At 50.8% G+C, this 13433-nt stretch carries 10 protein-coding genes and 1 riboswitch; of the genes, 1 reads left to right on the forward strand and 9 read right to left on the reverse strand.

The annotated features are described in order from the left end of the window. Nucleotides 1–544 precede the first annotated feature (544 nt). The 3 genes from ACFWUB_RS05945 to ACFWUB_RS05955 all read right to left on the reverse strand — a co-directional run bounded on the left by ACFWUB_RS05945 (nucleotide 545) and on the right by ACFWUB_RS05955 (nucleotide 3277). The gene (locus tag ACFWUB_RS05945) at nucleotides 545–895 is read right to left on the reverse strand and encodes a desulfoferrodoxin family protein (protein WP_020311887.1); all 351 of its coding nucleotides are present in this window, start codon (nucleotides 893–895) and stop codon (nucleotides 545–547) included. 328 nt (nucleotides 896–1223) lie between these two features. Then, nucleotides 1224–2372 carry an acyl-CoA dehydrogenase gene (locus ACFWUB_RS05950; protein WP_020724212.1) on the reverse strand — a complete coding sequence of 383 codons (1149 nt, stop codon included), beginning with the start codon at nucleotides 2370–2372 and terminating at the stop codon, nucleotides 1224–1226. 122 nt (nucleotides 2373–2494) lie between these two features. Next, nucleotides 2495–3277 carry an enoyl-CoA hydratase-related protein gene (locus ACFWUB_RS05955; RefSeq protein ID WP_302420253.1) on the reverse strand — a complete coding sequence of 261 codons (783 nt, stop codon included), beginning with the start codon at nucleotides 3275–3277 and terminating at the stop codon, nucleotides 2495–2497. 318 nt (nucleotides 3278–3595) lie between these two features. Here ACFWUB_RS05955 and ACFWUB_RS05960 point away from each other — a divergent pair, with 318 nt between their 5' ends. Continuing rightward, nucleotides 3596–5056: a hypothetical protein gene (locus ACFWUB_RS05960; RefSeq protein WP_020311373.1), complete on the forward strand. Its 1461-nt coding sequence runs from the start codon at nucleotides 3596–3598 to the stop codon at nucleotides 5054–5056. A gap of 294 nt (nucleotides 5057–5350) precedes the next feature. On the opposite strand, the gene ACFWUB_RS05965 is transcribed toward ACFWUB_RS05960, so the two are convergent. From ACFWUB_RS05965 to ACFWUB_RS05990, 6 genes are all read right to left on the reverse strand, one after another. Continuing rightward, nucleotides 5351–6934: an acyl CoA:acetate/3-ketoacid CoA transferase gene (locus tag ACFWUB_RS05965; protein ID WP_416183642.1), complete on the reverse strand. Its 1584-nt coding sequence runs from the start codon at nucleotides 6932–6934 to the stop codon at nucleotides 5351–5353. Between the two features lie 128 nt (nucleotides 6935–7062). After that, the gene (locus tag ACFWUB_RS05970; RefSeq protein WP_020311371.1) at nucleotides 7063–8064 is read right to left on the reverse strand and encodes a sirohydrochlorin cobaltochelatase; all 1002 of its coding nucleotides are present in this window, start codon (nucleotides 8062–8064) and stop codon (nucleotides 7063–7065) included. A gap of 156 nt (nucleotides 8065–8220) precedes the next feature. After that, nucleotides 8221–8401, reverse strand: a riboswitch (cobalamin riboswitch). Nucleotides 8402–8412: 11 nt separating this feature from the next. Continuing rightward, complete coding sequence (locus ACFWUB_RS05975) at nucleotides 8413–8925, reverse strand: ferritin (protein WP_014015433.1); 513 nt, start codon at nucleotides 8923–8925, stop codon at nucleotides 8413–8415. A gap of 102 nt (nucleotides 8926–9027) precedes the next feature. Beyond that, the gene (locus ACFWUB_RS05980) at nucleotides 9028–9942 is read right to left on the reverse strand and encodes a polyphosphate kinase 2 family protein (protein ID WP_416183643.1); all 915 of its coding nucleotides are present in this window, start codon (nucleotides 9940–9942) and stop codon (nucleotides 9028–9030) included. Between the two features lie 27 nt (nucleotides 9943–9969). Then, the gene (locus ACFWUB_RS05985) at nucleotides 9970–11313 is read right to left on the reverse strand and encodes a hypothetical protein (RefSeq protein WP_416183644.1); all 1344 of its coding nucleotides are present in this window, start codon (nucleotides 11311–11313) and stop codon (nucleotides 9970–9972) included. Continuing rightward, on the reverse strand, nucleotides 11303–13354 hold the full coding sequence (locus ACFWUB_RS05990; protein ID WP_416183645.1) for a zinc-ribbon domain-containing protein: 2052 nt from the start codon (nucleotides 13352–13354) through the stop codon (nucleotides 11303–11305). The genes ACFWUB_RS05985 and ACFWUB_RS05990 overlap by 11 nt, the downstream gene beginning before the upstream one ends. Nucleotides 13355–13433: the final 79 nt, after the last annotated feature.

Consider the following 13433-nt stretch of genomic DNA (forward strand, 5'->3'; position numbering starts at 1 on the left):
AGCTTGTTCAGTATACTACTGTGTAAAGGAATTGTCAAGGATTTTTTAAAATCCTTGACGCAGGCCGCCGCGACATCACAGATGTCGCTGTAGGGGCCGGCCAAAGGGCGGCCCGTTGTGGGAATCCCGTGAAATGCTTTGTAGCGAAATCGCCGGTCGCAAAACCATGCTACATTGACTTGACAAGTATTTTCCCCATTATTCACAGCGGGTCGCCCAAGGCTCCCTTCATAGGGGAGCTGGCCGCCAAAGGCGGTCTGAGAGGTTAAAGGACGTCCCCTACGATGGCCCCGGTTGGGGCGTAAGCCGCCCCTGCGAAGAAGAGGGGGACCGCTTGCGGTGGAGGGGTTCTCCTCTACGAGCCGAGGGTTACTCGAGGCGATGTTGTCAGTCCGAGTCAGTCGCGGCGGGACGCCGCATCTGAATCGTCGTCGATGAACGATGAACGGCCTACGACGAACGACATCGCCAATGACGATGGGCTCCGGCCTGCGGCCTGCAAAAAAAGGGCTTGCCGCGTGTGCGGCAAGCCCTTTTTTATCCCTTAAAATTCCGCTTTCCAAATACCGTGGAGATTGCACGATTCGTATACGACGCCGGAGTCGACGGCTGCGAATACGGCTTTCGGTTCTTCACCGGGTTTGAGGAATTTGACTTCCAGTTTATCATCCGTTGCCAAGGCAATCCATTCGATGTGGTGTTCTTCCAACATCGGGTGGATGACAGAGCCGACAGTGACTTCCAGTTTATCGCCGACGCGTTTTACGACGGGGATGTGTTTTTCTTTAGCTGCATCAACGGAACCGACGGCAATGGGTTCAGCGCCTTCTACGCTGCCGCTGAGCAAAGCCAATACGTTTTTACCTTCGAGCTGATAGAATTTTACGTCTTTCATGATAACTCCTCCTCTAACAAAAAATTCAAGTGCATATATAAGGATTATATATTATATGTCGTTCATAGGTGGTAATAAAATCTTTTGTACCTTTAATTGATATTGGTTCTTTGTTATGTATATATCTTACATGATTTAGCCGTTTTTGTCAAGAAATAATCAACAAATAATTATTACTTATTCATAAATCAAAAAAAAAAGAAAAGAGCCTCACATGATGGGCGGAAGTTTCATGTGAGGTCCCTTTCTCTGGAGCGTTATCTTATATACTATTGTTCTATTATATGTACTTCTATATGTACTTCAGGAAGAAAGACGGTGAGCCGGCTTATCGGAGGATAGCGCCGGAAATGACCATCTGCTGTACCTGGTTGGTGCCTTCGTAAATCTGAGTGATCTTAGCATCGCGCATGTAGCGTTCAACCGGGTATTCACGAGTGAAGCCATAGCCGCCGAATACCTGGACAGCATCGGTGGTGACCTGCATAGCTACGTCAGAAGCGTATTTCTTAGCGATAGCTGCATCTACAGAGTAGGATTTAACGTCGGGCTGAGCCATTTTCCAAGCAGCCTGATAAACTGCGAGGCGGGCCGTTTCAATCTTGAGTTTCATGTCAGCCAGCATGAAGCTGATAGCCTGGAATTTAGCGATCGGTTTGCCGAACTGCGTACGTTCTTTAGCGTACTGAACAGCTGCATTATAAGCGCCTTCAGCAATGCCGAGAGCCTGTGCGCCAACGCCAACACGGCCGCCGTCGAGGGTCATCATAGCGATTTTGAAGCCTTCGCCTTCTTTGCCGAGGAGGTTTTCAGCCGGAACTTTTACGTTCTGGAATACGAGTTCACGCTGTACGGAAGCGCGGATACCCATTTTAACTTCTTCTTTGCCATAGGTAAAGCCTTCCATTCCTTTTTCCAGGATGAAAGCGCTCATGCCTTTAGCGCCTTTGGATTTGTCCGTCGAAGCGAATACGACGGTAACGTCAGCTTCGCCGCCGTTGGTGTTGAAGACTTTGGAGCCGTTCAAGGTGTAGCTGCCGTCTTCGTTTTTCGTAGCGACTGTGGAACCGTTCAAAGCGTCAGTACCAGCGTTCGGTTCGGTGAGGCCGAAAGCGCCGAGTTTCGTACCTTCTGCCAAGGGTTTCAAGTATTTGGCTTTCTGTTCCGGCGTACCGAATTTCCAGATTGGCCAGGAGCAGAGCATGGTGTGTACTTCGAAGCTGAGTGCGATGGACGGGTCAACTTTAGCGACTTCTTCGCAAGCGACAGCCAGGCTGAGGAAGTCAGCGCCTACGCCGCCGTTTTCTTCTTCCCAGGGGATACCGAGAAGGCCGAGGGTACCCATTTTGTCGAGGATAGCGCGGTCAAAGACTTCCTTTTCATCGCGTTCTTTGACAGTCGGTGCCAATTCTTTTTCTGCAAAATCTTTAGCCAGTTTAGCAATATCCTGCTGCATTTCGCTGAGTTTGAAATCCATAGTAAATATTCCTCCTAAAAATAATTCTTATTACATACTAAAGGTTTATAGGAAAGGGACTGTCGCACGAAGCTTTCAGCTGCCATGCGAAGCCCCTCCTTCTAACAATGAAGCGTGCTCTATTATTTGCCCTGGAAGTGTTTAGCGCGTTTGTTGACGAATGCGTCCATGCCTTCCTTCTGGTCTGCCGTGGAGAAGCAGAGGGCGAATACTTCGTCTTCGTAAGCGATACCGGTGACGACGTCGCAGTTGATGCCGCGGTTGATAGCCGTCTTAGCGAGCTGTACAGCGATAGGAGCGTTGCCCATGATTTCTTTCGCTACCTTTTTGCAGGTATCCATCAATTCTTCCTGAGGAACGACTTTGTTGACCAAGCCGATGCGATGAGCTTCCTGAGCGTCGATCATGTTAGCGCGGAAAATCATTTCTTTGCCATAGCCACGGCCTACGACACGGGGGAGACGCTGAGTGCCGCCGAAGCCCGGTGTGATGCCGAGGCCAACTTCAGGCTGACCGAATTTAGCGTTTTCAGCAGCATAACGGAAGTCGCAAGCGCAGGCGAGTTCGCAGCCGCCGCCGAGAGCGTAGCCGTTAACAGCTGCAATGACCGGCTGGGGCAGGTTTTCGATGCGTGTGAAAGTATCCTGGGAAATCTTACCGAATTTACGGCCTTCGACAGGGTTCTTAGTGGACATTTCAACGATGTCGGCACCGGCGACGAAGGATTTAGCACCTTCACCAGTGATGATGACAACTTTTACCGATTCGTCAGCTTCGATTTTGCCAACGCAGTCATTCAGTTCCGTAACTGTTTCCGTGTTCAATGCGTTGAGAGCCTTCGGGCGGCTGATCGTTAAAATACCGATACCATCTTCGTTGACGAATTTAATATTTTTGTAAGCCATAATGAAAAACCTCCTAATATAGTTATAAAAATTATCAACTATGTCTTATTGATTGGCCTTGCCTTGAACCAACCTTGTGACTACAGTATACAAATGACCAAGTTGGAACAAAACAGGAAAGGCTTGACCTTTTTTGCATAGAATTAAGTCCATGTGAATTTTTTTGTCAAAATCGTTGTGATTCACTAAGGCATGTGATAAAATGTACGTGCTTGATTGAATTAAATTTATACAGAGAATGAATGTATTTCATATATTAAAAACTATATGTGTTCCATATAAAAAATATGATAGTTTCGTATTGAAGGAGGTTACAACGTGATTTCAGATGGATATGCTTCAACGTTAAAACGGCTCATTACCTTCACACAGGCCAAGTTCATTTCCCTGGCCGATGTCGTCGGTTACGATGTGTCCTACGTCAATAAATGGAGCAACGGTACGAAATTACCGTCTTCCCGTTATGTCGAACGGATCAACGAAGAAATGGGCCAATACTTTGCCGAACTGATCACTAAGCAGAAGAAAGAGGCCAAGTTCTTTAAAACCTTCCCCATTTCCGAAAATACGGATGACCTGGGCTTTGAAATCGGCCAGTACCTCTGCGCCGCCTACCGGACGACGCTGAACCAGAACCGGGTTCCCAAGGGCAAAGAAAACCGCCCGTCCATCCAGGTCGTCACCGGTCATCACGATACGTCGGCTTTCTTGTCGGACTTGCTGCAAAAGGGCATTCAAAGCCTCGAAAGTGATGGTGAGCTCCTGGTCCTCGGTGAATTTTGTACTTTATACAAAACAGGGTTCTGGAAATATTTCGAAGGCCTCGAATTACAGCACAGACTGACCATCCGTGTCGGCCTGGACTTAGATAAAATTGAAAGCAACTTCGATGATTTAATCACGGTCTATCGTACGCTAGATAACTTTTTGGATATCGATTTCGTCTTTTATGACATCCAGGATACGTCCAATGCCAACCTCATCATCCTCAAGGGCGCGTTCGTCGTTCAATATGCCCTGGACACACAGCCCCGCTTCAAGATGTGTACCTATATTTTCGACGAATCCTTAGTCGGTGATATTTATGAAAAATTCAGTTTCAACGGAGCTGAAAAGAAACCGCTCATGTCGACGGTCAGCTCTCTGGGACTGGAAGAACTCGGCTATCGCACGGCCTTCTATGCGACAACGAAATTCTTCTTCTACTTGACCATCGGCTTTGAATTCCTCCTTCCTCACGAAGTCTTCGACCACATCAGCGAAACCGTATCGCCGGAACAGGCCTTTGCCATCCAGCGCCTCTGCGTCACGTGGGAAGAAATCCTCAATGCTTCGGAAATCACCTTCATCATGCCGACGACATCGCTCCTGCGCTACGTCGAATCGGGCTACATCTACCTGACCGACATCGAATACCGCTTGACTGCGGAAGAACGGAAAGCGCATATCAAGAGTATCTTTGAAGGCCTGGAAAAGAATCCCAACTTAACGACTGGCGTCCTCTTGCCGACCGTCAGCGACGGCATGTACACGGGCAAGGACTTGTCCTTCTATTCCAACTACAAGACAGGCTTCCTGAAAAAGAACAAGCGGAATATCCACAACGACGCCGATTCGTTCTACGTCATCAGCAGCAACCGTCTCCACTCCATCCTGCTCAATGCCTTCCAGAACATGAAGAACCAGCCGTCATACCGCCAGTATGATTTAGAAGCCTTAAAGAAAAAATACGAAACGTATAAACCGCTCATCGAAAGGACCTTGTCCTTGTCGAAGTAAAAAAAGAGGCTGTCGCATTAAGACAGCCTCTTTTTCTGTAGGGGCGCCCACGTGGGGCGCCCGCCCATGCAAATCGGCTACAGGCATCATAACATATACCTGACGGGCTCGCCACGTGCGAGCCCCTACAATCAAAAAAAGAAGCTTGTCGCAAATGCGACAAGCCCTTTTTTTACAGTCCGCAACTCACAGCGTAGTCCGCGGCTGTGTCAAAACCTCTCAGGCCGCCTTCGGCGGCCTGCTCCCCTATCAGGGGAGCTTTTCTGCAAACAACAAACTCTGTACTACAAACTATTATTTGTTCATTTCTTCTTTCATCTTTTTCAAACCCATGGGTTTATCTTCAAAGAGGAAGGCCGGCATGACTTTGACTTCGTCGATGATCGGCGTGAAACCCATCTGGTCGAGGACGTCTTTCTGGAGGTCGATGCCCGGGGCGATTTCGGTCAGGTGGACACCGTCTTCTTTCATTTCGAATACGGCACGTTCTGTGATGTAGAGGACATGCTGTTTATGTTTACGGGCATAGTTGCCGCTGAAGGTGATGTGACCGACTTCGGGAACGAATTTCTTGACTTTCCCTTCCTGCAGGATGTGCAGTTCACCGTCTTTGATTTCTTCGCGGAGTTTCCCTGTCGTAAAGGTCCCGCAGAAGACGACGTTCTTCGTATTCTGGGTGATGTTGACGAAGCCGCCGCAGCCGGCAATGCGCGTACCGAATTTGGATACGTTGATATTGCCTTCTTTATCGCATTCGGCCAGGCCCAGGCAGGTCAGGTCCAGGCCGCCGCCATCGTAGAAGTCGAACTGTGTAGCCTGGTCCATGTAGGCTTCGGCATTGACAGAAGCCCCGAAGCGGACGCCGCCGAGAGGTACGCCGCCGATGGCCCCGGCTTCGACAGTCATGGTCAAGCTGTCGCCGATGCCTTCTTCGTTGGCTACGGACGAGACGAGTTCCGGAATACCGATGCCCAGGTTGATGACGGCTTCACTGCTCATATTGAGAAGCAACAGGGCTGCCCGGCGGGCAATGACTTTCTTGGCATTGAGCGGAGCCGGATCCAGGGCTTTGACGGGAATCGTCGTTTCGCCCGTCAGGGACGGGTCATATTCGCAGTCGAAGGACTGCTGCCGTTTCGTTTCGTCATCGACCTGAACGACGTAGTCGACGTAGATGCCCGGTACTTTGACCAGTTTCGGGTCGAGCGTGCCGCCTTTGACGATTTTTTCAACCTGGACGACGACGATACCGCCGCTGTTATGGACGGCCTGTGCCAGCGGCGTGGCATCGAAAGGCGATACTTCCTTGGTCAGGACGATGTTGCCCCATTCATCGGCATAAGTCCCGCGGATGAAGCCGATATTCATATCCATACGCGGATAGAAGAGCTGGTCATGGCCTTCGATGTTGATGACTTTGACGAAGTCTTCCTTGGTGACGTCATTGAGACGGCCGCCGCTGATGCGGGGGTCCGCAAAGGTATCGAGACCGACGTGGGTAATCGTGCCTAAGCGATGAGCTGCGACGTCACGGAAATACTGGGACAGCGTGCCCTGGGGCAGGTTGTAGGCCTGGATCTTATTTTCATTGACTAATTTCTGCAGGGCCGTAACGGCGTTCCAGTGGCCGAGGATGGCTTTTTTCAACATCCCTTCGTGGGCGAAGTGGTCGCCGCCGCGGCCATCCGTATTCCCCTGGGAAGCGGCATAGATGAGCGTCAAATCTCTCGGCGAACCCGTATTGAGGAAGCGTTCTTCCAGGGCGCTGGTCAGCGCTTCCGGCTGTCCGGAACCGACGAAACCATTGGTCGTGACGACGTCACCGTCTTTGACGAGCTGAGCTGCTTCTTGAGCTGTAATTATTTTCACTTGTTTCATGTCTTCCATCTCCTATTTCTTCACGTTTGTTATATGCATTTCGTGAATTCATTATACAAAGGAAGCATATGGAATGATAGACGAAAAGGATGGACTAATTTGGTAGGAAAAAATTCCATGAAGTCAAATTACTGGGCTTCCAGGGCATTCCAGGCTTCATCAGCTCGTTCGACGAACATCTGGCGGACCGCTTCATTTTCTCCCAGGCCATGGATATAGGTCGTAACCGTGAAGCCTTCTTTTTCCAGGATACTCTTATGGGAATCGGCATCGGCACCGGCCATGTCGTTATTGGCATGGTCGCCGGCGACCATCATCATGGGCATGAGGATGACGTGCTTGATGCCCTTGGCTTTCAGCTGGGGAATGACTGTATCCAGATGGGGCCAGCCTTCGACAGAGTAGATGTAGACATTGCCCAGATCAGCTGCATCGAGGCGGTTCTGGACGACGGAGTAATAAGCATTGGCCGGATGCGGCGTGCCATGGGCCATGACCAGGATGGCGTCTTTCTTGCCAATTTTCGGGAACTGTGTCGAGAAGGCTTTGACGAATTCAGCGATGTCGTCGCGCTGGTCTTCCTGTCCCATCCAATACATGAGCGGCGTGCCGAGGGTCAATTTCTTGAAATCATGTTTGTAGAGGTCGAAAATAGCCGTATCATAAGCATATTCCATACCCGGGATGATGTCCAGGGAGGTAATGGCCACGCGCGTATAGCCTTCTTTTTTCAGCTGGGCCATGGCCTGTTCCGGCGTCGGTACGGTCACGCCTTCTTTAGCCTTGATGCGGTCGACGATGATATGCGACGTGAAGGCGACGACGACTTTCTGATCCGGATGGGCCGCCTTGATAGCCGATACAGTCTGGTCGATGGTCTTCTGGCGGCTGTCCTTATAGGTCGTGCCGAAGCTCAATACCAGGATGGCGTCTTTATTGGCTTCGTTCTGCATGTCCGGGTTGTTGTACGTGCGGACCCCGATTTCCGCGGCCTTTTTCAAAGCCGGCGTAGCGTCCTTGACTTCCGGGTTCAGCGTATAGCCGGCAGCAAAAGAGGGCGCCGAAAAAGCACCAAACGACGTCAGGGCCAAAGATAAAATCAGCGCGGTCTTTAATTTTTTGTGGAACATAATCATCTCTCCTTTGATAAAAAATATAAAAAAAGAGGCTGTCACATGATGGCATAAGCCTTCATGCGACAGTCCCTTACATACGAGTCCTTCACGGCCAGCAGCTCATAAAAAGCGGCTCGCCGTAAAAATCGCCATCCCCATCGCTCGCAGGTCAACCGGTGATCCTAATCAGGCAGTTCTTCTGGCTCGGATTCATGGCCATGGCTGCGCCTTCCCATACGCGGACGTACAGTGACATCATTGCAGCCTGGCTCCTCCTTACAGCGGCGGGACCGCGCCGGTTTTGCACCGGACTTCTCTATTGAGCTTACGCACCTGATTGCGCTTATGGAATTATCGTAAAACTTACAGGACTAATGTCGGAGCAACATAGGTACGGGCCAGCAATTCCTGGTTCAGAGAATACAGGCCTTTGGCATCGCTGCCGAACATCTTGTATTTCTTGATCAAATCGTCGGCATTCTTTTCTTCTTCACCCTGTTCCTTGACGAACCAGTCGAAGCATTGCATGGTCCGGTAGTCGTGGACTTTATCGGCGGCCTGATAGATCTTGTTGATCAGGGATGTGACATACTGTTCATGGGCCAGGCCGGCTTTCAGGACCGCTTTGATGCTGTCAAAGTCGTTCTGCGGTTCGGCAATGGCCGAGAAGGTAACGCGTTCACCGTTGTTGTGCAGATAGGTCCGCATGAGCATCGCGTGATCCCGTTCTTCCTGGGCCTGGACATCATACCAGTTGGCAAAGCCGTCGAGGCCATTGTCATAGAAATAGTTGGCAAAAGCTAAATACAAATATTCCGAATAGAATTCCTGATTGATCTGTTTGTTAATTAATTCTTTTACTTTTGCATCGAGCATAACGGTACCTCCTTGAGATATGTCTCAAAACGTGTACAGAACTTCATCGGTTTTCTTGAACCGTCCTTATTATATCACATTTGACCCTATCAGGAACACTTCTTATTTGACTTTTTGCTCATCAATGGCATTCTTGATGCTCTTCAAGTCCTTGATATCGACTTCTTTCAGGAGCTGGCGGAACCGGGCCAGCTGTTTTTCGACTTCCGGTGACAATTTCGGGAATTTCGGGTTAATGGCCTTGAGTTCCTTGAGGACGATCTGGGCGACGACATAGCGCGTATACCACTTGTCGTCAGCCGGGACGATATACCAGGGCGCATACTTCGTCGACGTCGCTGTCAGGACTTCGCCATAGACTTTCTGATATCGGTTCCAGTATTTCCGTTCTTCAATATCGGACATGTCGAACTTCCAGTTCTTCTGCTTGGTCACGATGCGGTCGATCAGGCGTTTCTTCTGTTCGTTTTTCGACAAATGAAGGAATATCTTGACCATAGGAAAGCCATTTTCCGACAAGTACCGTTCCCAGTCGCGTATCTGGCGATAGCGGCTCTCCCAGATATCCTTGCGGACCAGTTCTTCCGGCATGCCGTCGCTCTTGATGAGGTTGTGGATGCGGGCGACGACGACTTCTTCGTAATGGGAGCGGTTGAAGATGCCGATTTCTCCCCGGCCGGGCAGGGCCTTGTTGATGCGCCACATGTAGTCGTGGTCCATTTCTTCCGAACTCGGCTTCTTGAAGCTCTGCACCTTGACGCCAGCCGGATTGAGGCGGGCAAAGACGTGCTTGACCGTCCCGTCTTTCCCGGCAGCGTCCATAGCCTGCAGGACGATGACCAAGCCGTAATGGTTATCGGCAAAGAGTTTTTCCTGTAAATCCTGCATTTCGGAAATCGTCTGGTCCAGCAGTTCGCCTTTGACCTTCTTCTTGTCGATATCCACATCGCAGGCCGTCGGCCATTGGGCCAAATCGACTTTTTCGCCTGATTTCGCTAAATAGCGTGAAATATCCATGATGAAAACTCCTTTCTCTATCTATGTTCACCGGATGGTCTGCGGGCCGCCCTTTCCCCAGCGGCTCCGCTTGCCGTTTTTATAGTCGATGTTGATGGCCCCTATCTTGACTTTGCCGTTGACGATGGAAAAGGCATCCGTCGATACGTCGCCAAAGAACATGGAAATGACGACGTCCCGGAAGTTCAAGGTCTTGCCATCTTGAGCAAAGGAACCGGAAATGCCCCGGAACGGTACGTTGTGATAGCGGCCCGGACCGGAACGGAAATCACCGTAAATCGCCTTGGTGCCGGTCGTTTTATTTTCTTCCATGTGCAGATTCAAGTCGACGTTGCAGCGCAGGAAGAGGTCATGGGCCGCAATGCCGCCTTTGAGCTGGGAGCCGGTCATGTCCGCCGTATACGATTTATCGTCCAGGTTTACCTGTCCATGACCTTTCATGGAGCCGCCGAAGACGCCGGCCGTGACTTCGTTTATATCGAGCAGGCCCTGTTCATAATGGACCTGTCCTACGACATCCGTAAAGACCAGGGCCGTAATATCCAGACGGTCCATCTTCAAAGTGCCGTCGATGACCGGGGCATATAAAGGGCCGCGGATGTCGGCCGAAACTGTCGCCGGGTCGTCGATATCCAGGCCGGCCCCGAGAGAACGGGGATTGCAGTCGCTCAGCAAGAGCGACAGGTTATACTGCGGTGTTTCTTCTTTGAAATCCAGGCTGCCGCGGATGCGCAGGGACTTGGCATCGATCATGCCGGAAAAGTGACCGGCCCGCAAGTCGATTTTCGTCTTGCCTTTAGTATGGATGGCCGAAGAGAATTCGACATCGCCGATCTTGAAATAACGGCCTGGCGCTTCAGCTTCGATGACGCTCTGATGCAGGGCGACGTGGCAGTTAAAGGGGCGGTTGCTCTTAGGCCCTGTGACCTTGACCAAATCCTTCGGGCCGCTGCTGTGATGGTCACTGGCCTTCTTGATATGCTGTAACTCCATTTTATCATTAAAGATCAAATGAATATAGGCATTATTCAAAGTCACGTCTTCGACAGTCTGCGTACCGATATGACCGGTCAGGACATCGCTCAGTTTGACCGTAAACTGGCCTTCCGGTATCTGGACCAGCGTATCCCCATCTTCATCGTGCCATACCAGGCCCTCAAAGGACACGGTTCCGCCTGGCGTCGCCGTCAGGCGTTCCACCGTGACCGTACCGGGAAAGAGCTGGCGTTCTGCGACGACTTGGTTGAAGATATCCGCCGCTTTGTAGCTCATGTAGAAACAGAGTCCGTAAAGAACGGCGGCGGCGATCAAGGTAATCGCCCCCATGCGTTTCAGTTTTCGTTTATGTCGGACATACCATTTATTCCACATGTTCTCCCGTCTTCTTGGCACTCATATCACTGATTTTCCAGGTGTTCCCGTCTTTTACCATCGTCACCTGACCGTTGAAATACTGGACTTTGACCTTGGCACTGCCTGGGATACGGTCCCGCGCTTTCAAGGTGAAGGAAAAGGTCGTCTTATCGCTTCCGGAAGCGATTTTGCGGAGATTGGAAACGTCGCTGGACAAGGTGTTGGCGTAGCCCGGCGCGTAACCATCATAGCCGCCGACAGAATTCTGGAATTCCCCAGTCAGCATCTGGAAGGCATCTTGCAGGTCGTGATTGGAAATGGCCTTATGGTAAGCCAGGAAAGCCTGCTTCGCGCCATCTGTCTTTTCATCGGCCAGGCGGACGCTGATATATTCGACGGTCTGGCTGTTCTTGCTGACGGCAAAGCGCAGGATTCCCTGTTTCCCGTCATCGGTCTTAAAGGTATATTCATAATGAATCTGGGCACCGTATTCCGAGGCCTGGTAATCGTCACCATAGGCATTGACGACGTCATCCAAAGAGCTGCCCTGATGGATGCCCCGCTTGCTCTGAGCTGCCGGCGAGGAGGATGTCAGCATGATGACTTTATCGTCTTTGACGACGACATCCATATCGGTAAACTTATGATGAACGGCACCGTCTTTACTATCCGACGTGCTGAGTTCCCGGCCCAGGCCGTCTTTAGCTTCATCCCAGCTTTGGTCCAGGTAAACGCCGTTTAAAGAGAGTTCCGAATCAGCCGTCTTGACAAGCTGCGACGATACGGTACTCCCCTGGGCCGGTAGGGCTTTCTGTTCATGGGCGTACCAGATGCCGCCGGCAATGGCCACGACGAGGACGCAGGCCAGGGCGATGAAGAGATTGCGATGCTCCTGGAGCTGCGCTTTTAAAGGAACTTCTTTTTTCTCCCGCTGCGGCATAACTACAGGATGTACTGCCGGCCGGCTTTCAGGCTGCACTACCTTTTCCTCCTGCTGTACGGCTGTCCGATTGGTCAGATGACCGTATTGGGCTTGCAGAACCTGCAGCGGGGCCCCGCAGGACGGGCAGAATTTTGCCGACGGGTCGACGGGCTGGTGACATTGCGGGCACGTATGGACGGGTTTGCCGCAATGACTGCAAAAGGCCGCATCAGCCGCTACGGGACGGCCGCAATGAGGGCAGTATTTTTCATTTACTCCGTTTACATTTTGCGTTGACATTGCATTTTCATCGTTTTGATGATTGGCTTGGTTATCGCCTGTATCGTCAAAGTTAAATGATGTAAACATGTTTTCACCGCTCAATGTGCCAATCGACGCCAGGGAAGAAATGCCGAAGATGAAGAACAGGGCTGTCATGGGAACGGTACACATGAGGCGAAATGCCTGATAGAAGGAAGTCCCCAGCCGTTCTTCCCGGCGATAGATGTAATGCTGGCAGAAAACAGGAATCATCCAGACCAGGACCAGGAGGACGGCATAGCCGATAAAGGTCCCATAGCCGCCGCGGGTCATGCCGAACATCAGCTGGGTCATACTATAGACGATATGGCCGACGACAGCCGCCGTACAAAGGGCACTGATGAGCCAGCTGAGGACGACGTAGTAAATATAGCGGCGGTATTTGCTGATATAATGCCAACGTCTGCGATTCACATAAATAGTAGCGATGATACCCAGAATACAGAGAATGGCAGCGACAGTCCCACTGAAAAGGTCGGCAATCAAAATCAATAAAAGGTCTACAACGAAATAGCCCAGGGCCATCTTGAGCAGATAAGCCAGAGCCCGCGTCTTATAGAGCAGGTAAATCATGATGACCAGAAGAGCCAGCGTGACCAGCGTATTGAGGCCGCTGAAAAAGGTCAGGACATCCATGGTCCGCCGTATCCCAACAGGGCCGCCGAAGAGGCCGATCATTTCCAGTCCCCGAAGAGCCAATTCAAACAACACACCCAGTACCGTCGTTACCACGCCAAGATACATCATGGCGATGATAGCGGTATACTTCTTGTGTTCTGTCGGGAACCACTTGCCAAAATAACCTAAAGAATCCATAGAAACACCTCCGTGCCAATAAGGGGAATTATAATTTCATGTTACACCTATTTGACGAAAAGGAAAAGGGGCTGTAATG

It is taken from the genome of Megasphaera sp. (assembly GCF_047831605.1).
Taxonomy (GTDB): Bacteria; Bacillota; Negativicutes; order Veillonellales; family Megasphaeraceae; genus Megasphaera; species Megasphaera intestinihominis.

What these genes read in the sequence shown, in the direction of transcription:
- ACFWUB_RS05955 (WP_302420253.1), bottom strand. Translation starts at nt 3,277, where the DNA reads ATGGCTTACAAAAATATTAAATTCGTCAACGAAGATGGTATCGGTATT.
- ACFWUB_RS05945 (WP_020311887.1), bottom strand. Translation starts at nt 895, where the DNA reads ATGAAAGACGTAAAATTCTATCAGCTCGAAGGTAAAAACGTATTGGCT.
- ACFWUB_RS05950 (WP_020724212.1), bottom strand. Translation starts at nt 2,372, where the DNA reads ATGGATTTCAAACTCAGCGAAATGCAGCAGGATATTGCTAAACTGGCT.
- ACFWUB_RS05965 (WP_416183642.1), bottom strand. Translation starts at nt 6,934, where the DNA reads ATGAAACAAGTGAAAATAATTACAGCTCAAGAAGCAGCTCAGCTCGTC.
- ACFWUB_RS05990 (WP_416183645.1), bottom strand. Translation starts at nt 13,354, where the DNA reads ATGGATTCTTTAGGTTATTTTGGCAAGTGGTTCCCGACAGAACACAAG.
- ACFWUB_RS05975 (WP_014015433.1), bottom strand. Translation starts at nt 8,925, where the DNA reads ATGCTCGATGCAAAAGTAAAAGAATTAATTAACAAACAGATCAATCAG.
- ACFWUB_RS05980 (WP_416183643.1), bottom strand. Translation starts at nt 9,942, where the DNA reads ATGGATATTTCACGCTATTTAGCGAAATCAGGCGAAAAAGTCGATTTG.
- ACFWUB_RS05985 (WP_416183644.1), bottom strand. Translation starts at nt 11,313, where the DNA reads ATGTGGAATAAATGGTATGTCCGACATAAACGAAAACTGAAACGCATG.
- ACFWUB_RS05970 (WP_020311371.1), bottom strand. Translation starts at nt 8,064, where the DNA reads ATGTTCCACAAAAAATTAAAGACCGCGCTGATTTTATCTTTGGCCCTG.